The 18,088-nt window shown below is 70.6% G+C and carries 21 protein-coding genes; 11 read left to right on the top strand and 10 right to left on the bottom strand.

The window, feature by feature from the left end; all coding sequences use genetic code 11:
• Positions 1–120: 120 nt before the first annotated feature.
• The 3 genes from ACJOT3_RS27905 to ACJOT3_RS27895 are packed head-to-tail and all read right to left on the bottom strand — an operon-like array spanning position 121 to position 1,204.
• Positions 121–363: a hypothetical protein gene (locus ACJOT3_RS27905; protein WP_406976099.1), complete on the bottom strand. Its 243-nt coding sequence runs from the start codon at positions 361–363 to the stop codon at positions 121–123.
• Positions 360–578 (bottom strand): hypothetical protein, encoded by a 219-nt coding sequence (locus ACJOT3_RS27900; RefSeq protein WP_406976098.1) that lies wholly within the window; start codon positions 576–578, stop codon positions 360–362. The genes ACJOT3_RS27905 and ACJOT3_RS27900 overlap by 4 nt, the downstream gene beginning before the upstream one ends.
• Positions 578–1,204: a hypothetical protein gene (locus ACJOT3_RS27895; RefSeq protein ID WP_406976097.1), complete on the bottom strand. Its 627-nt coding sequence runs from the start codon at positions 1,202–1,204 to the stop codon at positions 578–580. The genes ACJOT3_RS27900 and ACJOT3_RS27895 overlap by 1 nt, the downstream gene beginning before the upstream one ends.
• A 159-nt stretch (positions 1,205–1,363) precedes the next feature.
• Between ACJOT3_RS27895 and ACJOT3_RS27890 the strand changes: the two genes are divergently transcribed.
• From ACJOT3_RS27890 to ACJOT3_RS27860, 7 genes are all read left to right on the top strand, one after another.
• Positions 1,364–2,260: a helix-turn-helix domain-containing protein gene (locus ACJOT3_RS27890; protein ID WP_406976096.1), complete on the top strand. Its 897-nt coding sequence runs from the start codon at positions 1,364–1,366 to the stop codon at positions 2,258–2,260.
• Positions 2,261–2,274: 14 nt separating this feature from the next.
• Complete coding sequence (locus ACJOT3_RS27885) at positions 2,275–2,460, top strand: DUF397 domain-containing protein (protein ID WP_406976095.1); 186 nt, start codon at positions 2,275–2,277, stop codon at positions 2,458–2,460.
• 179 nt (positions 2,461–2,639) lie between these two features.
• A complete protein-coding gene (locus ACJOT3_RS27880; RefSeq protein ID WP_406976094.1) occupies positions 2,640–2,837 on the top strand; it encodes a DUF397 domain-containing protein in 198 nt (65 codons plus the stop codon).
• 2,492 nt (positions 2,838–5,329) lie between these two features.
• Positions 5,330–6,019 carry a zinc metalloprotease gene (locus ACJOT3_RS27875; protein WP_406976093.1) on the top strand — a complete coding sequence of 230 codons (690 nt, stop codon included), beginning with the start codon at positions 5,330–5,332 and terminating at the stop codon, positions 6,017–6,019.
• A gap of 11 nt (positions 6,020–6,030) precedes the next feature.
• Positions 6,031–6,780, top strand: a complete 750-nt coding sequence (locus tag ACJOT3_RS27870; RefSeq protein WP_406976092.1) for a hypothetical protein — start codon at positions 6,031–6,033, stop codon at positions 6,778–6,780.
• Between the two features lie 113 nt (positions 6,781–6,893).
• The gene (locus ACJOT3_RS27865) at positions 6,894–7,406 is read left to right on the top strand and encodes an RNA polymerase sigma factor (RefSeq protein ID WP_406976091.1); all 513 of its coding nucleotides are present in this window, start codon (positions 6,894–6,896) and stop codon (positions 7,404–7,406) included.
• Positions 7,407–7,408: 2 nt separating this feature from the next.
• Complete coding sequence (locus ACJOT3_RS27860) at positions 7,409–8,041, top strand: hypothetical protein (protein ID WP_406976090.1); 633 nt, start codon at positions 7,409–7,411, stop codon at positions 8,039–8,041.
• Positions 8,042–8,137: 96 nt separating this feature from the next.
• Here ACJOT3_RS27860 and ACJOT3_RS27855 read toward each other — a convergent pair whose 3' ends face one another.
• From ACJOT3_RS27855 to ACJOT3_RS27830, 6 genes are all read right to left on the bottom strand, one after another.
• Positions 8,138–8,476 (bottom strand): hypothetical protein, encoded by a 339-nt coding sequence (locus ACJOT3_RS27855; protein WP_406976089.1) that lies wholly within the window; start codon positions 8,474–8,476, stop codon positions 8,138–8,140.
• A 65-nt stretch (positions 8,477–8,541) separates the two neighbouring features.
• Positions 8,542–8,745: a type II toxin-antitoxin system HicA family toxin gene (locus ACJOT3_RS27850; protein WP_406976100.1), complete on the bottom strand. Its 204-nt coding sequence runs from the start codon at positions 8,743–8,745 to the stop codon at positions 8,542–8,544.
• A gap of 171 nt (positions 8,746–8,916) precedes the next feature.
• The gene (locus ACJOT3_RS27845) at positions 8,917–9,939 is read right to left on the bottom strand and encodes a M23 family metallopeptidase (protein WP_406976088.1); all 1,023 of its coding nucleotides are present in this window, start codon (positions 9,937–9,939) and stop codon (positions 8,917–8,919) included.
• Positions 9,940–10,120: 181 nt separating this feature from the next.
• Positions 10,121–10,720, bottom strand: coding sequence for a methylated-DNA--[protein]-cysteine S-methyltransferase (locus tag ACJOT3_RS27840; protein ID WP_406976087.1), 600 nt, complete (start codon positions 10,718–10,720; stop codon positions 10,121–10,123).
• Between the two features lie 11 nt (positions 10,721–10,731).
• Positions 10,732–12,147 carry an AlkA N-terminal domain-containing protein gene (locus ACJOT3_RS27835; RefSeq protein WP_406976086.1) on the bottom strand — a complete coding sequence of 472 codons (1,416 nt, stop codon included), beginning with the start codon at positions 12,145–12,147 and terminating at the stop codon, positions 10,732–10,734.
• Between the two features lie 104 nt (positions 12,148–12,251).
• Entirely contained in the window at positions 12,252–12,557 is a 306-nt protein-coding gene (locus ACJOT3_RS27830) for a hypothetical protein (RefSeq protein ID WP_406976085.1), read from the bottom strand.
• 141 nt (positions 12,558–12,698) lie between these two features.
• Between ACJOT3_RS27830 and icmB the strand changes: the two genes are divergently transcribed.
• The 3 genes from icmB (at position 12,699) to sucD (ending at position 15,628) form a co-directional block, all read left to right on the top strand.
• A complete protein-coding gene (gene icmB, locus ACJOT3_RS27825) occupies positions 12,699–13,106 on the top strand; it encodes a coenzyme B12-dependent isobutyryl CoA mutase small subunit (protein WP_406976084.1) in 408 nt (135 codons plus the stop codon).
• 446 nt (positions 13,107–13,552) lie between these two features.
• Positions 13,553–14,734 (top strand): ADP-forming succinate--CoA ligase subunit beta, encoded by a 1,182-nt coding sequence (gene sucC, locus ACJOT3_RS27820; protein WP_406976083.1) that lies wholly within the window; start codon positions 13,553–13,555, stop codon positions 14,732–14,734.
• Between the two features lie 15 nt (positions 14,735–14,749).
• Positions 14,750–15,628 carry a succinate--CoA ligase subunit alpha gene (gene sucD / locus ACJOT3_RS27815; RefSeq protein WP_406976082.1) on the top strand — a complete coding sequence of 293 codons (879 nt, stop codon included), beginning with the start codon at positions 14,750–14,752 and terminating at the stop codon, positions 15,626–15,628.
• A gap of 103 nt (positions 15,629–15,731) precedes the next feature.
• On the opposite strand, the gene ACJOT3_RS27810 is transcribed toward sucD, so the two are convergent.
• Complete coding sequence (locus tag ACJOT3_RS27810) at positions 15,732–16,241, bottom strand: DUF1707 SHOCT-like domain-containing protein (protein WP_406976081.1); 510 nt, start codon at positions 16,239–16,241, stop codon at positions 15,732–15,734.
• 152 nt (positions 16,242–16,393) lie between these two features.
• On the opposite strand from ACJOT3_RS27810, the gene ACJOT3_RS27805 reads away from it, so the two are divergent.
• The gene (locus ACJOT3_RS27805; protein ID WP_406976080.1) at positions 16,394–18,073 is read left to right on the top strand and encodes a cell division protein PerM; all 1,680 of its coding nucleotides are present in this window, start codon (positions 16,394–16,396) and stop codon (positions 18,071–18,073) included.
• Positions 18,074–18,088 lie beyond the last annotated feature (15 nt).

Raw genomic sequence — 18,088 nt, 5'->3', positions numbered from 1 at the left:
GACGGAGCGCTGCCAGGCGAGGAATTCGCCTTGGCGGCGGACGGCGTTCTTCTCCTCCTCGGTGAGGTCGTCGGGGATGGGGTCGTCGGCCGGGTCGGTGTAGCCGGGCTTGCCCATGTCCTACTCCCTGCTCTCGGTAGTGTCCGTGGTGGTGTGGCCGGCCAGCAGCTCCCGCATGGTGGCGTGGTCGGGTGCGGCCAGGCGCTCGTGCGGGTCACCGGGCCCGGCCCAGCCGAGGGGCCGGTAGGCGACGACTTCGGTTCCGCCGTCGGGGGTGGGCTCCAGGGTGAGGACCCAGCGGCCGTGGATGAGGTCCTCCAGCACCCGCACCCTTGGGTCCGGGGTCGTGGGTTCGGTGGTCATAGGGCCTCCAGGGGGCTGCGCCAGACCGGGTGGAGGGGGTGGGGGTCGCGGCCGGAGGTGACCGCGACCCGGGTGGTGCACCCGTGGGTGGCTGCGTAGACCGCGTGGCCTTCCAGGGTGGGTCCGAGGTAGCGGAGCGGGACCTGGTGGACGCTGGCCCAGAACCCCAGGGTCTGGATCGAGGAGAACTCGCGGATGTCGCACACGCGCCGCATCACGCCGCCTTCCCCAGGTTCCACTTCAGGATGCGGGCGGCCGCCAGGGAGTCCTTCCACAACCCGTCCCGGTCGGCCGTCAGGTGGGTGGTGGTGCGGAACGCCATGGTCCGGGCCCGCAACCGCGCGGCCGCCCGGCTCTTGGCCGTAGGGGACCCCGGCCGGGGGTGAATGCGGGTGCGGCTGCCCTGGCGTAGGGCCTGGATGCGGGGCCGGGAGGCCAGGGCGGCGGTGAACCCCGAGCCGGGCACCGCCTTCGCGACCGCGTCCGCGATCGAGGTCGGCGCCGAGACCGAGAGTGCGGTCGGGGGTTCGGGCCGTCGCTCCGGGCTGGTGCGGGGCTCCGGAACCCGGGGCCGGCCGGAGGAGGCCGCGTTGCCGACCCTGCGCGGCAGCGGGGGCGGGGGTGCGGGCGCCACCGGTGCCGGGGTCGGCGTCTGGGGCGGGGTGGCGTGGGAGATCCACTGCCGCACCGCCAGGGTCAGCGGCGCCAGGTCACACCCCGGGTGCGTGGTGTACATACGGGCCCGGCTGGCTTTGCGGGGTCGCCTCCATCGCAGGGCCTCGGAGGCCAGCCAGCGGGCGGCCACGAGTTCGGAACAGTTCAGGTAGCGGTATCGCGCCATGGGCGCACACCTCCGGTCAGGGTGCCGGGTGGGAAGCCCGGCGGACAAACATCGGGTAGCTCCATGGTCACCTATCGCTCTTAAATCTGCAATGCTCAAATCTGATTTGATTGCTAGAACTTGTGCGCGCAGGCAAGAGTGATGTGAGAGGTGAGAAGAATGTCTGATTCCCAGAGTTCGGCCGTAGGATCAGGAAGCACCGATGAGTTGGGGGGAGACGACGTGGCAGGCAGCCCGACCGTGCGACGCCGCCGGCTGGCACGCAAGCTTCGCGAGCTGCGAGAGGCCGCTGGGCTTACATCGGACGCCGCCACCAAGGCGGCCGGGTTCTCCCGGGGCAAGCTGACCCGGATGGAACGCAACGAGTGGAAGCTTCCCTCGGTCCGCGACATCGAGAAGCTTCTCGATGTCTACGGCGTCACCGACCCGGGCGAGCGGCAGGCCTATGTCACCCTGACCGAGCAATCCAGGCTGAAGGGCTGGTGGGTCGGCTACTCCGATGTTCTCGGACAGGGTGCCTACGTGGGCTTGGAGACGGAGGCATCAAGCATCCGCGCGGTCGAGACCCTGCTCATCCCGGGCATCCTCCAGACCGAGTCCTATGCTCGTGCGGTCATCCGTGGTCATGGCGTCACCGATGAGGAGACCGTCGAGCGCGCCGTCGAGGCCCGGATGATCCGCAAGCAGATCCTCGCCCGGCCGGACGCCCCGAAGCTGTGGGTGGTGATGGACGAGGCGGCTCTCCGCAAGGTCACCCCGAGCCTCGCCGACCAGCTTGAGTATCTGCTCAACGTTCAGCGCCCGAACCTTCAAATCCAGATTCTCCCGAACAGGCTGGGTCCGCACACGGTAATGCCGGGCGGGTTCACCATCCTCGACTTCCCCGAGGACCCGAGTTGCGTGTACCTGGAGACCAGCGGCATCAACACCCTCTTCCTGGAGGAGGCCGACGAGATCCGGCAACACGAGCTGATGTACGACTACGCTCAAGCCTCCGCGCTTTCAGTGGACGACTCCGCGTCGTTCATCGCTGAGGTGTTGGAGTCTGTGACCTGATCTGAAGGACCCTGATGCTCGACATGTCCCACTTGAAGTTCCGTAAGTCCTCTTACAGCAGCGGCCGTCAGGAGAACTGCGTCGAGGTCGCCGACTTCGACAGCGGGTTCGCTGTTCGCGACACCCAGAACCGCGACGCCGGGCATCTTGCCTTCGACCGTGCGGAGTGGGCGGCGCTGCTGAGCGCCACCCGCCGGTAGGACAACCAGGAAAACACGAAACCCCCAGCCGGAGCTGGGGGTTTCGCGCCATGCATAACCCGATGCATGTCCCGGGCTCACTGTACCCAGGAGGGGGCGGCTGGGGAAGGTTCCCCAATCGGATGGCCTGATGGGGACAGCGTGGGTGTGAGCGGCCGGGGGTGGGGGAGGAGGCAAGGATGACGATGCACAGTGACAACGCTGCTTCTCTGCGCTTCCGAACGTCTTCCTATACCCAACAACAGAACTGCGTCGAGGTTGCCGATTTGCCCGGGGCCTCAGCGGTGCGGGATACCCGGCACCGGCACCTTGGCCATCTCTTGTTCGCGGCGTCCGAGTGGCAGGCCGTGTTGACTGCGCTCTCCCGCGCTTCCTGACCGGCAACAGAATCGGAACCTTCACCGCAGGGGGGTTCCCGCCTGGAGACCTCAGCCCCCGCCGGAGGGTGGCCTGAGGCCTTCGCCGCAGGGGGTTGTCCACCTGCCCGGGGCCTTGGCCATAGCCGTGTCACGCCAGTGGAGCCCCCAAACCCAGGGGGTGACGGCCGCAGGAGGCTTCCGGCCCCGGCCCCGGGGGGTTTCCGCCTTGCCCGGGGCTTCAGCCACAGCCCGGTCACGTCCGTGGCCTCCCCCGCCGCAGGGGGTGACGGCCGCGGGAGGCTTCCCGCCCCGGCCGCAGGGGGTTTTGGGAGGAGGAACCAGAACCTCCGCCCCTGGGGGTGGGACAGGTAATGAGGTTTCCAAAACGCCCGCCATCTGCGGAGGGCGGTGTAGGGGGCCGGTCTCGGTCGCGTTGGTCTCCACGGGTCACCCCTTGGGAACGTACAGACCCGGGCTGGGCGCGGAGCCGTCCCCACGGTACGAGGCCCGGCAGACCAGCAGGTGTACGCGTTGGATGCACGTCCCGAGCGGTGGGGGTGTTGCTTTTCCAGGGGACGGGTCGGGGCACAGCGCACATCCCCGGCCACACAGGTCCACGGAAAGACGCCCCGCTTGGAAACCCGCGGTTGCACAGACCTCGCTTGAAACCCCGACCCATTGCTGTAGTAACCCCGGCCCTGATCGCCCTCCCCGCCTCAGGGGGTGTCGGGAGGAAGGACCGCGACCTCGCCTCAGGGGGTGACGGCCGCGGACATCCGCGGCATCAGCCCCAGAACGGAAGGTGAATCGCGACCCCCGCCGCAGGGGGTGTCGGGAGGAGGCCGGGCCGCCGCCGGTGTCGGCGGCAGTGTGGGTGCGGTTCACCCCTGGGATCGGGGCGCAGTGGCGACGGCGGCCGTCACTTCCTGGAGCGAGGTGGCGGTTCTTCCTCCGGTCTGGGGCCGGGGCTGCGGGTATCCGCGGCCGTCACCCCCTGGAGTGCAGGTTGTGGTTCTTCCTCCCGACACCCCCTTGGGTCGGAGAGGGCAGTGTCGGCGGGGGTTACCCCGTCTGTGGTCGGGGTTTCAAGCGAGGTCTGTGCAACCGCGGCTTCACAGTCGGAGCGTCTTTCCGTGGACCTGTGTGGCCGGGGATGTGCGCTGTGCCCCGACCCGTCCCCTGGAAAAGCAACACCCCCACCACCCGGGACGCGAGTCCAACGCGTACACCCGCCGGTCTGCCGGGCCTCGTAACGTGGGGACGGCTCCGCGCCCAGCCCGGGTCTGTACGTTCCCAAGGGGTGACGGTGGAGACCAACGGCTCCGAGTCCGGTCTCCCGCACACCGCCCTCCGCAGATGGCGGGCCGCCTGGAAACCTGCACTTGCTGTTTCACCCCCGGTACACCGGGCCGAGTCCCGCTCTACCGAAACCCCCTGGGGCCGGGGCCAGAGGCCTCGTGCGGCCGTCACCTCCTGCGGCGGGGGTGGCACAACGCACTCCGGCCGGGGCTGAGGCCCCGGGCAGGTGACCGGGCTGTGGCTGAGGACTCCAGGCCGGGGGCAACCCCCTGCGTCCGGGGCCGGAGGCCTCCTACGGCCGTCACCCCCTGCGGCGGGGGAGGACAGGGATCTGACCGGGCTGGGGCTGAGGCCCCGGGTCGGGTGGGCAACCCCCTTGTGGCGGAGGAAGCGCGATGCTCTCCGGCTGTGGCTGAGGACTCCAGACCGGGGGCAACCCCCTGCGTCCGGGGCCGGAGGCCTCCTACGGCCGTCACCCCCTGCGGCGGGGGCGCCAGGGACGTGACCGGGCTGGGGCTGAGGCCCCGGGTCGGGTGGGCAACCCCCTTGTGGCCGAGGAAGCGCGACGCTCTCCGGCTGGGGCTGAGGACTCCAGGCCGGGGGTAACCCCCTGCGTCCGGGGCCGGAGGCCTCCTACGGCCGTCACCCCCTGCGGCGGGGGAGGACAGGGATCTGACCGGGCTGTGGCCAAGGGCCCGGGTCGGGTGGGCAACCCCCTTGTGGCCGAGGAAGCGCGACGCTCTCCGGCTGGGGCTGAGGACTCCAGGCCGGGGGTAACCCCCTGCGTCCGGGGCCGGAGGCCTCCCGCGGCCCTCACCCCCTGCGGCGGAGGTCGCACTGGCGTGACCGGGCTGGGGCTGAGAGCTCCGGGCGAAGGCCACATGTGGCCGTCATTCTCTGGGTGGCAGGCGCGCAAGCATGCTGGAAAAAATTGCCCTTGGGCTGGGAGAACCGCTTTGCAATGTCCTGGTGAGAGGATCGATTTTTGCAAGGAGACGTGAAATAAAGGGGCTATGGTTCGGAATTCTGTTGTCGGGCGGTAAATTCCCCTTGATTTAACTTTGGCGTGTATTTAGGCTATCGCATGTTCATCCCCCAATCTTCAGGCTTGCCATGCGCAATTCTCTGGCGTGCCCTGACCCGCCGGTTCGGGGGCGAATCCCCGCTCTGGTATTCCCGGTTCCGGGAATTCAGAGAAAACCGGAGGCCCGATGGGCCTTCATGTGAACCGGAAGGGTGCTGTGGAGAAGAGCAGGGAATCATCGTCGAAGCGCGGTCTGGCGCTCGTCTCGTCGCTCGTGCTCGTTGGGTCCCTCGGCGTGGCCGGAGTGGCCTGGGCCGCGGTGACCGACAACATGTTCCCCACCGCCAACACCTTGGGCTACTGCTACAACCAGTCCCCTGGTGTCAACCATTTCCCCTGTCAGACGGACAACAGGGACGTCTACTACTACATGGACAGCAACGGCGAGTACGAGCTGGAGACCGTGGACCGGAATAACGTCCAATCCGTGATGAGAAACGAGTTCGCCCCCACCGACCTGCGGATCTACTACGACTCCACGCCGGTGTTCTCTGGAAGTGGTGAAACGGACATCATCTACCAGGAGGGTTCCACGGGTATGCCCTCCAGCGTCGACGGAATGACGTGGTGCAATGACGCGGTGGACAACAAACCCCTGGCCTGCGACCAGCAGTACATCCGTATTCGTGGAAACGGGAGCTACACCTACGGTCTCACGTGCCACGAGACCGGGCACGCCGTCGGTCTGCAGCACGGGGACGTCTCATCACCCCGGTTGAGCAGAACCGATTCCCGGTTGGGCTGCATGGTCACCCCCGTAGGCTCCGGCGCGAAGCTCGGGTCCAACAACATCGAGAACATCAACGCCACTTACTGAGGGGACCATCCGTGAAGAAACGCGCGTTCAAAGTACTCGCGAGCACGATGGCCGCCGCGGGCGTGGCCGCCTTCGCCGTCGGGATGGGTCTCGGGGAGAGAGGACCGGCGGAGCAGGACGTTCTCCTGGTGCATGGTGTCGACCACCTGCCCAGCGAGACGGCCTCGGACTGGGTCACCTACGCCGACCACGTCGTCGTGGTCTCCGTGGCCGCGGAGAAGGAGATCCCGCCCACCGAGCTGGAGATCGCCCGGGGTGAGGGGCTCATCGGCAGGGAGCTCACCCTCGACGTGGAAACCGTGTTGTGGTCGCAGGAGGATGCTCCTCCCGCCCCGGACACCTGGACCTATCCCGCGCTTGGGTACGTGTTCACCGAAGGGGACATCGACGGCCGCACACCGATGGCGCTGGCCGGACACCCTCGTGTCGAGTCGGGCCACCGGTACATCATGGCCATCGTGTGGGAGGAGGCTCGGTGTTCTCCTGGTGACGTCCCCGATCCCGCGGGATGGCGCGGCCTCGGTCAGGGGTCCGAGGTCCCCTTCGACGACGGGGTGATCGGCCAGGGTGAGCTGGAAGGTCGGGTCGACGACGGCTCGGAAGCCCGGCAGGGCACCCTCGACGCGCACGGTGCCGAGGGTTCTCTGGAGGAGTTGCTGGCGGGGCAGGACGGTGACGCGCTGGTCCGGGCGCTGGAGTCGGCGACTCCCCAGCCCGCGACATTCGCGGCCCAAACGATTCCGGAGCACTCATGTGACTGACCGGTGACTGTGGGCGGGCAGGGCCGATATGGCCCTGCCCGCCTTGGTATTGCTCGGGCGATGAACGTTCCGGGGGCCGGTTCCGTCATAGCAGGGGAAGAAAGGACCGGGATATGGCGGGATTCCGCGGTACGCGCAGGCCCCAGGATGTCGCGGCCGGGTCGGAGGGCACGGCCAGGATCCGTGCGGTGCTCGCGCTGGGCGGCGTGCCCTGGAACGACCTGGACGACGGGGTCCAGGAGGTCCGCCTGAAACTCCTCCAACACAGTGCCCCGATCCGTGAGCCGCTGGCGTGGCTGGCCGTCGTGGCCTCCCGGGTCGCCGTGGACTGGCACCGGGGCCGAACACGGGAGGAGGGCCTGCGCGAGCGCCTGGCCGCACGCTGGTCCGGGCGTCCCACGTCCACCGGCGGCGAGGAGGAACGTGTGCTCGCGCTGACCGTGGCCGACTGCCTGGACGGGTTGCCCGCGGCGCAGCGGCAGATTCTGACGCTGCGCTTCTACGCAGACCTGACGGTGCGCGATATCGCCGCTGTCCTGGAGATCCCCGAAGGCACTGTCAAGAGCAGGCTGCACACGGCTGTGGGCGCGATGCGCTCGAAGCTGCGCGATACGGAGGTGAAGTGATCATGGCCGATTCCCCCGAGGGACCGGAGGAGCAGCGGCTGCGCCGTGCGTTCCAGCTGATCGGTGAGGAGGCGGGTCGCGTCGATGCCCCCGCGCGCAGGCGCCGACCGCTCGTGGTCGCCGCCCTCGCTGTGGCGGCCGCGGTGTGCGTCGGCGTGGTAGCCGTCAACGTGCTGGGTGACTCGGCGACCGTATCCCCGGAGGGGCAGGAGACCGGCGGCGCCGGCCAGGGACAGACCGAGTTGGAGGCCGTCTCCTGCGCACGGGTGATCGTCCAGGGCGAGATCACCGCCATCGAGAAGGGAAAGGAGCAGGGTAGCGGTGAGTTCGAGCAGTACGAGGAGTCGGACACCGTCACGTTGACGATCACCGTCCAGGAGTGGATCAAGCCCGGCTCCGGGGACTCGACCGTGCGGGTCACCGTCTTGGACCCCGCCTATGTCGATCCGGCGGACGCGCTCACCACCGGCACGGACATCCTGATCGTGGTCCCGCAGTTCGTCTCGCGGCCGGCCGAGATCTACGAGGGTGACCGGATCGCCGAGGAGCGGGCTCGGATCGTGGAGAGCCTGCCCGAAGCCGAGAACACCGAGTGCCCTCCGGAGTGGCGCGGCACCGACGACACCGTCGAGTGAGGGTGTGCCGCGCACAAGCCTTGCCCCGGTCGGCGGGCGGCCCTGAGCCTTCGCGGTGGGGCGCACAGGTGTGCGCATCCCGGCCTCAGCAGATGATCACAGGTGCTCGGGCTGGTCCGTCGGTCTCTTCTGGCGGGATGAGATCTGAGAGACCCGCTGCGGGGAGATCCGGAGATAGCGGGCGATCTCCCGGTTGTTCAGGCCGTGCCTCTGCAACTTGGTGACCGTGCACCCGATCTTTCTAGCTGCTTCCTGCTGCATACGTTCGGCTTCGCGTTGGGCCTGCCGGGCCTCTGTGGAGAGGGCGTCGATCTCGGCGTCCACTTTGATGTCCTCGATGACCACGGTGAAGGTGTCGTCGTCGAGGTCGAGGGCCATGGCGATGTAGTCACGCGCCATCTCCTCCGCCTCGGTGAGGTGGCGTGCCTGCGTCACGCCCACTCCGTCGATGTGGAGTTCCCAACCGCGATCCCAACGCTTGACGTGCACCTGGTAAGTCTTCACTGGAGCCACCCCTCCGGTAGGCACTGCATGCGTTTGATGGTGTCGGCGACGACTCCCGGGGAGAGCTCGCCGTGTCGGGGGATGATCGCCTGATGCTCTCCGCATGGGCAGATCCATTTCTCGTGGTTGCCTCTGCCTGAGCTCCGGGGTTGCACACATCCGTGCCTGCCGAGTGCTTGCTCGACCTGTCGCCGCTTCATCCCTTTGACCATGAGAATAAATCTAGACCCCCTAGATATCAATGGTAAAGGGGGGCTAGATGGAGGGGTTCATTCTGGTGGTCAGCCGTGCCCTCCGTGTGTCGGGACTGTTCAGCGTGCCGGGCCGGTGAGGGGCCCGCCGCTCTGAGGGCGGAGGGCCCACCGGTGCGGCTAGAAGCCGTAGTTGTAGACCGAGCCGCCCGGGTAGACCGTGCCGACCCCGTTGCGGTAGACGTAGCCGCCGTAGGCGGCGCCCTCGACGAAGGTCCAGCCGCCGAGGGTGCGGCCGTGGAGGGGCACGTACCAGCCGGCGGCGTTCGGGTCCGTGTACGCCCGCAGGCCGAAGTGGATGTGGGCGCCCGTGGTGGAGCCGCCCGCGCAGAGACTGTTGCCCTGGGTGCCCAGGTAGTGGCCGACGCCGACGTTGTTGCCCGGCAGCCACTGGTAGTTCTCCAGGTGGTAGTAGTCCGTGGAGTAGCCGTTGTCGTGGATGACGCGCGTCCACCCCGTGCACAGGCTGTACGCGTACCCGCCGCGGGCGGCGCGGGCCTGGCCGTTGCCGCCGGCGAAGTCCACGGAGCTGTACGGGTGTCCGGAGCCCCAGCCGTGCGGGCCGCCGGTCATGATCATGGAGGTGCCGATGGCGAACGGCAGCCCGACGCCGATGTAGGTGGCGGCCGTGACGTCCTGGTCGGGGTCGGTGGCGGCCGCGACGGCCTCGCGCTGGTCGGTGTCCAGGAGGGCGGAGCCGGCGAGGATCTCGGAGAACTCGGCGCTGCCCTCCAGGCCCACATCCCAGCCGTCGGCGGTGTGGTCGGCGGCGAACAGCCAGGCCTCCGGGGCCTCCTCCGAGCCGATGGGGACGGCGACGATGGCGACGCCGAACGCGGAGCCGTCGGCGGCCTCGCGGATGTCGACGCGCACGTCCTTGTCCTGGGCGTCGAGGGCGGCGATGCCCGCGCCCTCCTCGGCGAGGACGTCGGCGACGACCGCGTCGGCCAGCAGTTCCCCGGTACCGGGGAGGTCGGCGGCGGTCGCGGGTTCGATGAGGATCTCGACGTTGTCGGCGGCGGCGAGCACGGGCGCCGCCGGGGCCGGGGCCGCCTGGGCGGTGCCCGCGGCGGCGACGAGGGCGGCCGCGCAGGTGAGGGCGAGGGTGGACAGGCCGAGGAAACGGGGGGTGGGGGGCGTCAACGCTTCTCCTTGTGGGGGCGAGCGAGCGGGGTTCGACGGTGGTCGGGGACGGGGTCACGGCCCCGGCCTTGCCTGTGGTCCTACCTCAGGACCGCGGCTACCGCAGAGTAAACAAGCGCGCACGCTCGGACAAGGGGAGAAGCTTCGGTTTTCGAGAAGTTCACGCCCCGCAGGGCCCCGTTCACATCCCGCGGGACTCCAGGGACAACAGGAACCTCTTGCGTTCCAGCCCGCCCGCGTACCCCGTCAGGGTCCCGTCCGCCCCGATCACCCGGTGGCAGGGAACGATGATGCTGATGGGGTTCCGCCCGTTGGCCATGCCGACCGCGCGGGACGCGGTGGGCCGGCCCAGCTCCTGGGCCAGCTCCCCGTAGCTCGCCGTCTCCCCGTACGGGATGGTGGTCAGCGCGGTCCACACCCGCCGCTGCCACTCCGTCCCCGCCGGGGCCAGCGGCAGATCGAACTCGGTGAGTTCGCCCGCGAAGTACGCGCGCAGCTGGGCGGCGGCGTCGGCGAGCACCCCCGTGTCCTCGCGGACCCAGTCGGCGGGCACCGGGCGCGGGCTGCCGTCCTTGGCCGGGGTGAGCGCGCCGCCCAGGGCCCGCCCGTCGCCGTACAGGGTCAGCTCGCCCACGGGCGAGTCCATGGTGGTGAACCGGGTCGGTCCCGGCGCCGGGTCCCTGAACACGACGGCGCTCTCGCGCGCCGGGGCGGGGATCTCGATGTCGAGGGGCAGCATGTCCATGTCCGTGTCGGTGCCGGTCTCGGTGTCTGTTCTCATGTCCGGGTCCTTCACAGTGAGGCCCACAGCAGGTGGGTGGCGTAGGAGCGCCAGGGGCTCCAGGCCTTGTCGTCGGGGGTGTCGGCGGGGAGCGCCTTGCGCACGCCCAGGTCGGTGCCCAGGAACACGTCCGGGTCGCCCAGCCCGCGCATGCGCACGTAGGCGGCGGTCCACGGCCCGATGCCGCGCAGCTCCTGGAGGCGCCGCTCGGTGTCGTCGCGGTCGCACCCCTGGCCCAGGTCGACCTCGCCCGCGGCGAGGGCGGCGGCCAGCCCGGTCAGGGTGGCGGCCCGGGCCCGGGTCAGCGGCAGCTCGTCCGGGGCGGCCGCGGCCAGCGCCGCCGGGTCGGGGAACAGGTGGGTGAGGCCGCCCGCGCGCAGCTCCGGGGGCAGCGGTTCGCCGTACTCCCGGACCAGGCGCCCGGCCAGCGTCCGGGCGGCCGCCACGGACACCTGCTGGCCCAGCACCGCCCGCACGGCCAGTTCGGCCGGGTCCGGGTGCCCCGGGGCGCGCAGCCCCGGGAAACGCGCGGACAGCGGTCCCAGCAGCGGGTCTTCGGCGAACGCCTCGGCGACGGCCTGCGGGTCGGCGTCCAGGTCCAGCAGGCGGCGGCAGCGGCGCACCGCCCCGGTCAGGTCGCGGGTGTCGGCCAGGCGCAGGCGGCACAGCACGTGCGCGCGCCCGGGCCCGCGCCCCGCCGACAGCTCCACGGTGGCGGGTCCGTGCGGCAGCCGCAGCGTGCGCCGGTAGACGCCGTCGGCGAACTCCTCGATCCCCGGGACGGCGCGGGCACCGAGGAAGGACAGCGTGCGGTCGAGGTCGAACGGCGCCCGGTACGCCAGCCGCAGCGTGATCGTGTCCGACCCCGGCCGCACCGTGCGCCCGCGCATCTCCGTGGGCGCACGGTCGAACATCGCGCGCATGGTCTCGTTGAACTGCCGCACGCTGGAGAACCCGGCCGCGAAAGCGATGTCCGTCATCGCCATGTCCGTGGTCTCCACCAGCGTGCGCGCCGTGCGCGCCCGCTCGGTGCGGGCCAGCGCCAGCGGCCCGGCGCCGAGTTCGGCGGTGAGCAGCCGGTTGAGCTGGCGTTCGCTGTAGCCGACCGAGGACGCCACCTCGCCCACGCCGCCGCGGTCGACGGCGCCGTCCTGGATGAGCCGCATGGCGCGGCCCACCACGTCGGCGCGGATGTTCCACTCGGGCGAGCCGGGCGTGAGTTCGGGGCGGCACCGCTTGCAGGCGCGGAAGCCCGCCTCCTGGGCGGCGGCCGCCGTCGGGTAGAAGTCGACGTTCTTCCTGTGGGGGGTGCGCGCCGGGCAACTGGGACGGCAGTAGACACCGGTCGTGCGCACCGCCGTGTAGAACATCCCGTCGAACCGGGAGTCCTTGCCGTGTACGGCGCGGTAGCGCTGCTCATCGTCCATCACGACATCCATACTCGCCGATCCCGGAGGCCCGGACCGGCGGTTTTCGGACATGGTGGTCGGGCCCCTGAGCCGACGCCCTCAGGTTCGCGGGCCGCCCCGGGTCAGGCCCCCTCGGCGCGCTCCTGCTCGCCGTGCTCCCTGAGGTACTCGACGTACACCGGCCGCAGCGCCTCCTGGACCTTGGGGTCGTTCTCGGCGGACAGCGCCTCGTACACGAACCCGGACAGCTGGGCGACGCTCGCCTCGCTGGCCTCCCGGTTCCCGGCGATGGCCTCGGCGGCGGGGATCAGCCCCAGGAGTTTCCAGAAGAAGCGCAGGTCCCACTTCTTGCGCGCCAGTTCCACGGCGCGCTCGCGCAGTTCGTCGGTGCCGAGCGCGTCGAGGTCCCGTTCCCGTTCCTGTGCCATGTTCCGGACCATACCCGTCCCCGCGCCCCACCGCCCGCAGTGACCTGGGTTACTCTTCAGGGCATCGGATTGTTCCGGGTGCCACGGCGCCCGGGTGTTCTCGCACAAGGGTCCTCACAAGGGGCCGTGAGGGGTTGGACCATGGCTGGTGCAGCACGGGTCGTCGTCGCCAAACCGGGTTTGGACGGGCACGACCGCGGAGTGAAGATCGTCGCCCGCGTGCTGCGCGACGCCGGGGTCGAGGTCATCTACACGGGGCTGCGCCAGACGCCGGAGATGATCGTGGCGGCCGCCCTCCAGGAGGACGCGGACGCGATCGGCCTGTCGGTGCTCTCGGGCGCGCACATGACGATGTTCTCCCGGGTGCTGGAGCTGCTCAAGGAGAACGGCGCGGAGGACATCCGGGTGTTCGGCGGCGGGATCATCCCGGACGAGGACATCGTGGAGCTGGAGCGCCTGGGCGTCGCGAAGATCTTCACACCGGGCGCGCCCACCGCGGAGATCGCGGAGTGGGTCAAGGAGAACGTGCGTCCCGCGCACGCCGCCTGAACCGGACGGCGCCTGGGCCGGGCGGCACCCGAACCGCGGACCGTCCGAAGCACAGGGCACCCGAACCGTGACGTGACGTCCGTCTCACGACTGTTTCACGTCCGTTACCTGTGGAGTCGGGGCTTTCGCCGCGTTCTCCGTGTTATAGGCCGTGGTGCTCGTCACATATTTTCCCACCGGGGTGCTCCCCAGCGCCTCCTGTGCGGCGATCACCGGGCCGGACGGCGCGGCCAACGCGCCCCCGGTGTCCGGCATCCGGATTTCAGGCGACTAAGCTTTGCGCATGTCGCGGGTGGCTGAGGACGCCGCGGCGATCTCGAACTCTGTAGCCGGCTCGGCCCTCTCGCGGGGGCATTCACGTCGTGTGACACGTGGCGGCGAGCCGGATCCGGACCACGCCACCCCGGTAGACATCCTGAGCCAGCGAGTTACAAGGACGGACCCTCGTGGACCTGTTCGAATACCAGGCGAAGCAACTCTTCGCAGAGTACGGAATTCCCGTACCCCAGGGGAAGGTGGCGAGCACGGCCGCTGAGGCGCGTGCGATCGCCGACGAGTTCGCCGCCGCGGGCAAGCCCCGCGTCGTCGTCAAGGCCCAGGTCAAGACCGGTGGCCGCGGTAAGGCCGGCGGCGTCAAGGTCGCCGAGGGCCCCGAGGACGCCCAGGCCAAGGCCGAGCAGATCCTCGGCATGGACATCAAGGGCCACACGGTCCACCGTGTCCTGGTCGAAGAGGCCTCCGACATCGCGGAGGAGTACTACTTCTCCTTCCTGCTGGACCGGGCCAACCGCAACTTCCTCTCGATCTGCTCCGCCGAGGGCGGCATGGAGATCGAGGAGGTCGCCGAGACCAACCCCGACGCCGTCGCCAAGATCTCGATCGACCCGCTGACCGGCGCCCCTGAGGCCGTCGCCGCGGAGATCGCCAAGGCCGGCCGCCTCCCCGAGGCCGCCGCCGCGGGCGCCGCCGAGATCATCGCCAAGCTGTGGAAGGCCTTCGTCGGCAAGGACGCCACGCTCGTCGAGGTCAACCCGCTCATCCTCACCAAGGACGGCCGCGTCGTCGCCCTGGACGGCAAGGTCACCCTGGACGAGAACGCCGAGTTCCGCCAGGACCTGGAGAGCCTCGCCGTTCCCGAGGAGGGTGACCCGCTGGAGGTCGCCGCCAAGGAGAAGAACCTCAACTACGTCAAGCTCGACGGTGAGGTCGGCATCATCGGCAACGGCGCCGGGCTGGTCATGTCCACCCTGGACGTGGTCGCCTACGCCGGCGAGGAGTTCGGCGGCGTCAAGCCCGCCAACTTCCTCGACATCGGCGGCGGCGCCTCGGCCGAGGTGATGGCCAACGGCCTGGAGATCATCCTGGGCGACCCCGCCGTCAAGAGCGTGTTCGTCAACGTCTTCGGCGGCATCACCGCGTGCGACGCGGTCGCCAACGGCATCGTCCAGGCCCTGGAGCTGCTGGAGGGCCGCGGCGAGGACGTCACCAAGCCGCTCGTCGTCCGGCTGGACGGCAACAACGCCGAGCTGGGCCGGCAGATCCTCACCGATCGCGCCCACCCGGCCGTGCGACAGGTCGACACGATGGACGGCGCCGCCGCGCAGGCCGCGCAGCTCGCGGCGAAGTAGAGGGAGCAACACACCATGGCCATCTTCCTCACCAAGGACAGCAAGGTCCTCGTCCAGGGCATGACCGGCTCGGAGGGCACCAAGCACACCCGCCGCATGCTCGCCTCCGGGACCAACATCGTGGGCGGGGTCAACCCGCGCAAGGCCGGACAGTCGGTCGACTTCGACGGCACCGACATCCCCGTCTTCGGCACGGTCGCCGAGGGGATCGCCAAGACCGGCGCGGACGTCACGGTGATCTTCGTGCCGCCCAAGTTCACCAAGGACGCCGTGATCGAGGCCATCGACGCCTCCATCGGCCTGGCCGTCGTGATCACCGAGGGCATCCCGGTGCACGACACCGCCGAGTTCTGGTCCTACGCCCAGAGCAAGGGCAACCAGACCCGGATCATCGGCCCGAACTGCCCCGGGCTGATCACCCCGGGCCAGTCCAACGCCGGCATCATCCCCGCCACCATCACCAAGCCCGGGCGGATCGGGCTGGTGTCCAAGTCCGGGACGCTCACCTACCAGATGATGTACGAGCTGTCCGACATCGGCTTCTCCACCGCGGTGGGCATCGGCGGGGACCCGATCATCGGCACCACCCACATCGACGCGCTGGCGGCCTTCGAGGCCGATCCGGACACCGACGTGATCGTGATGATCGGTGAGATCGGCGGTGACGCCGAGGAGCGGGCGGCGGCGTTCATCAAGGAGAACGTGACCAAGCCCGTCGTGGGGTACGTGGCCGGGTTCACCGCCCCGGAGGGCAAGACCATGGGCCACGCGGGCGCCATCGTGTCGGGTTCCTCGGGTACGGCCGCCGCGAAGCAGGAGGCGTTGGAGGCCGCCGGCGTCAAGGTCGGCAAGACCCCCAGCGAGACCGCCAAGCTGGTGCGCGAGCTGTTCTAGCGGTTCCGCGGCTCCGGCCGTTCACGGTCGTCACGGCCCCGTGCCGCGCCCTCGGGCGCGGGCGGGGCCGTCGCCGTTCCGGCCCCGGTCGGCCCCCGGCCGCTCAGCCGCCGGTGATCTCGCCGGGCCCGTCCCCGCGGCGCCGACGTCGGACCAGGGCGGTGACCAGGCCCGGCACCACCATCAGGCAGAAGAAGCCGAGGAAGACGCTGATCGCGGTGATGTTGCCGGAGACGAACGTCGGCACACCCCACACGAAGAGCAGGAACCCGCCCCAGCCCAGCACCGACGGCAGGTTGTCGTCGCCCTTCCTCTTCTTCTTTTTCTTCTCCACGGACCGGCCCGTCTCCGCCAGGTCCACCGGCCCCTCGCCGTTCGCGCTCTGCGCCAGTGCCGCGGACGCGGACAGCGAACGCGGGTGCAGGTCCGGCGGCAGGTCCTCGAACAGCGGCACCAGGTCCTTGCCGGTGACGGCGTGCAGGGCGGCGGTGGAACGCTCCTCGTGCTCGTCCACGGTGAGCCTGCCCTCCTGGAACGCGGTGCGCAGGGACTCCAGCGCCTCGTCGCGTTCGCCGTCGGAGAGGCGGTAAGGGGCGGGTTCCGGGCCTGTCATGGTCGTCCGTTTCGAGCGGGGAGCGCTGGGTGTCCATCGTATGACGGACGTACCGGTCAGGAGGTTCCAGGCCGGACCCGCGGGGACGGGGAAGCACGACACGCGCGGCGGGGATGGCGCGGAGCAATCCGGTCCCTGGCAGCATAAGTCGGGTGAGCACGCCAGGATCTCCCCCCGACCCAGCCCGCCGCACGGGAACCGCGGACGCGCCGCGCCCGATCTACTCGACCGGCGGCGTGGCCGCCGCGACCGCCGCGGGCATCGGCCTGGCGGTCATCGTCACCCTGACCATGGTCGGATGGGTGGCCGCGCCCCACGACACGTTCGGCGAGGAGATCGTCGACCTGTTGCAGGGGGCGGTGCTGGCCTGGCTGGTGGGGCACCACGTGTCGTTCGCGGTGCCCGAGGGGAGCATCAGCCTGCTCCCCATCGGGCTGGTGCTGCTGCCGGGGCTGCTGCTGTACCGGGCGGGGCGGTGGGTGGCGCGCAACTGCGAGATCGCCCGGCTGCGGCACGTGCACCGGGCGGCGATCGCCGTCGCCGGGCCGTACGCGGCGATCGCGGGGACGCTGGCGCTGCTGGCCCGGACGGACACGGTGGAGCCGAGCATGCCGCGGGCGCTGCTGATGGGGTTCGTCATCGCGTTCCTGGCCGGAGGGCTGGGGGTGCTGCGCCAGCTGATGCGCGACAAGGGCGTGGTGGCCCGGGACCTGCTGGGGCTGATGCCCGCGCGGTCGCGGTCGCTGCTGGTGGGGATGCTCGCCTCCACCGGGACGCTGCTGCTGGGCGGGTTCCTGCTGTTCCTGGTGGCGCTGGCGGTGAGCCTGCCCGAGGCGGCGGAGACCACGCGGCTGCTGGCCCCGGGGTGGGTGGGCGGACTGTTGCTGCTGCTCATCCAGCTCGCGTACCTGCCCAACGCGGTGGTGTTCGCGGTCTGCTACGCCCTGGGCCCGGGGTTCGCGGTGGGGGAGATGACGGTGGTGGCGCCGACGGGGGTGTCGGTGGGGCCGCTGCCGATGCTGCCGATGCTGGCGGCGCTGCCGGAGAACGGGGCGGCGCCGGTGGTGTCGCTGGCGGCGCTGGCGGTGCCGTTCATCGCGGGCGGGGTGGGCGGGGTGCTGACCCAGCGCAGCGCGCCGGACGTGGTGAGCGAGGCCGCGCCGCTGTGGGGGTTCGTGTGCGGGGTGACCACGGGGCTGCTGTGCGCGGCCCTGGGGGAGCTGGCGGGCGGGTCCCTGGGCGGGCAGCGGCTGTCGGACGTGGGGCCGTCGGCCTGGCAGGTGGGGCTGGTGGCCGCCCTGGAGGTGGGGGTGGCCGCGGCCATCGCGGCGTGGGTGGCCAACTGGTGGTACACCCGCCGCTCCCCGGCCGCCGCGGCCGAGTCCCCGGCGGCCCCCGCACCGGAGGCCTCCCCGGAGCCCGCCGCGCGCGTGGAGCTGCCCGCCGACGTCCCGGTGGGCGAGGGGCTGGCCACGGTCACCCCCCTGCGCCCGCGCGAGGACAAGGGCGGCGGGGTCGCCGTCGAGGAGGCCCCCGAGGCCCCGGCCGATGACCCCGTGCCCACCGAGAACTCCGTGCCCGCCGGTCCCACCCCGGACGAGGAGCGCGAGCGCAAGGAGCGGGAGCGGGCCGAACGCGCCGAGGCCAAGGCCGCCGCCAAGGCGGCCCGTGCCGCGGACCGGGAGCGCAGGCGCGAGGAGCGCCGCGCCCGCCGGGCCGACCGCCCCCGCTGGTGGCGGCGCGCCGCCGAGGACGACTCCGACGAGCTCTACGGCATCACCTACGAGGCCGACCCCGACCCCGACGAACCCGACAGCCCGCCTCGGACCTGACGGGCACAGCACAGC

Source organism: Nocardiopsis protaetiae, assembly GCF_045446735.1.
In the GTDB taxonomy this organism is placed as follows: domain Bacteria; phylum Actinomycetota; class Actinomycetes; order Streptosporangiales; family Streptosporangiaceae; genus Nocardiopsis; species Nocardiopsis protaetiae.
This window is presented reverse-complemented; position numbering and strand designations above follow the sequence as displayed.

Bases quoted from the DNA above. Each gene is read 5' to 3' on its own strand.
- ACJOT3_RS27905 (WP_406976099.1), bottom strand. From the start codon at position 363: ATGACCACCGAACCCACGACCCCGGACCCAAGGGTGCGGGTGCTGGAG.
- ACJOT3_RS27895 (WP_406976097.1), bottom strand. From the start codon at position 1,204: ATGGCGCGATACCGCTACCTGAACTGTTCCGAACTCGTGGCCGCCCGC.
- ACJOT3_RS27885 (WP_406976095.1), top strand. From the start codon at position 2,275: ATGCTCGACATGTCCCACTTGAAGTTCCGTAAGTCCTCTTACAGCAGC.
- ACJOT3_RS27900 (WP_406976098.1), bottom strand. From the start codon at position 578: ATGCGGCGCGTGTGCGACATCCGCGAGTTCTCCTCGATCCAGACCCTG.
- icmB (WP_406976084.1), top strand. From the start codon at position 12,699: ATGGCTGGTGCAGCACGGGTCGTCGTCGCCAAACCGGGTTTGGACGGG.
- ACJOT3_RS27810 (WP_406976081.1), bottom strand. From the start codon at position 16,241: ATGACAGGCCCGGAACCCGCCCCTTACCGCCTCTCCGACGGCGAACGC.
- ACJOT3_RS27865 (WP_406976091.1), top strand. From the start codon at position 6,894: ATGGCGGGATTCCGCGGTACGCGCAGGCCCCAGGATGTCGCGGCCGGG.
- ACJOT3_RS27835 (WP_406976086.1), bottom strand. From the start codon at position 12,147: ATGGACGATGAGCAGCGCTACCGCGCCGTACACGGCAAGGACTCCCGG.
- ACJOT3_RS27890 (WP_406976096.1), top strand. From the start codon at position 1,364: ATGTCTGATTCCCAGAGTTCGGCCGTAGGATCAGGAAGCACCGATGAG.
- ACJOT3_RS27880 (WP_406976094.1), top strand. From the start codon at position 2,640: ATGACGATGCACAGTGACAACGCTGCTTCTCTGCGCTTCCGAACGTCT.
- ACJOT3_RS27860 (WP_406976090.1), top strand. From the start codon at position 7,409: ATGGCCGATTCCCCCGAGGGACCGGAGGAGCAGCGGCTGCGCCGTGCG.
- sucD (WP_406976082.1), top strand. From the start codon at position 14,750: ATGGCCATCTTCCTCACCAAGGACAGCAAGGTCCTCGTCCAGGGCATG.
- ACJOT3_RS27875 (WP_406976093.1), top strand. From the start codon at position 5,330: ATGGGCCTTCATGTGAACCGGAAGGGTGCTGTGGAGAAGAGCAGGGAA.
- ACJOT3_RS27830 (WP_406976085.1), bottom strand. From the start codon at position 12,557: ATGGCACAGGAACGGGAACGGGACCTCGACGCGCTCGGCACCGACGAA.
- ACJOT3_RS27840 (WP_406976087.1), bottom strand. From the start codon at position 10,720: ATGAGAACAGACACCGAGACCGGCACCGACACGGACATGGACATGCTG.
- ACJOT3_RS27850 (WP_406976100.1), bottom strand. From the start codon at position 8,745: ATGAAGCGGCGACAGGTCGAGCAAGCACTCGGCAGGCACGGATGTGTG.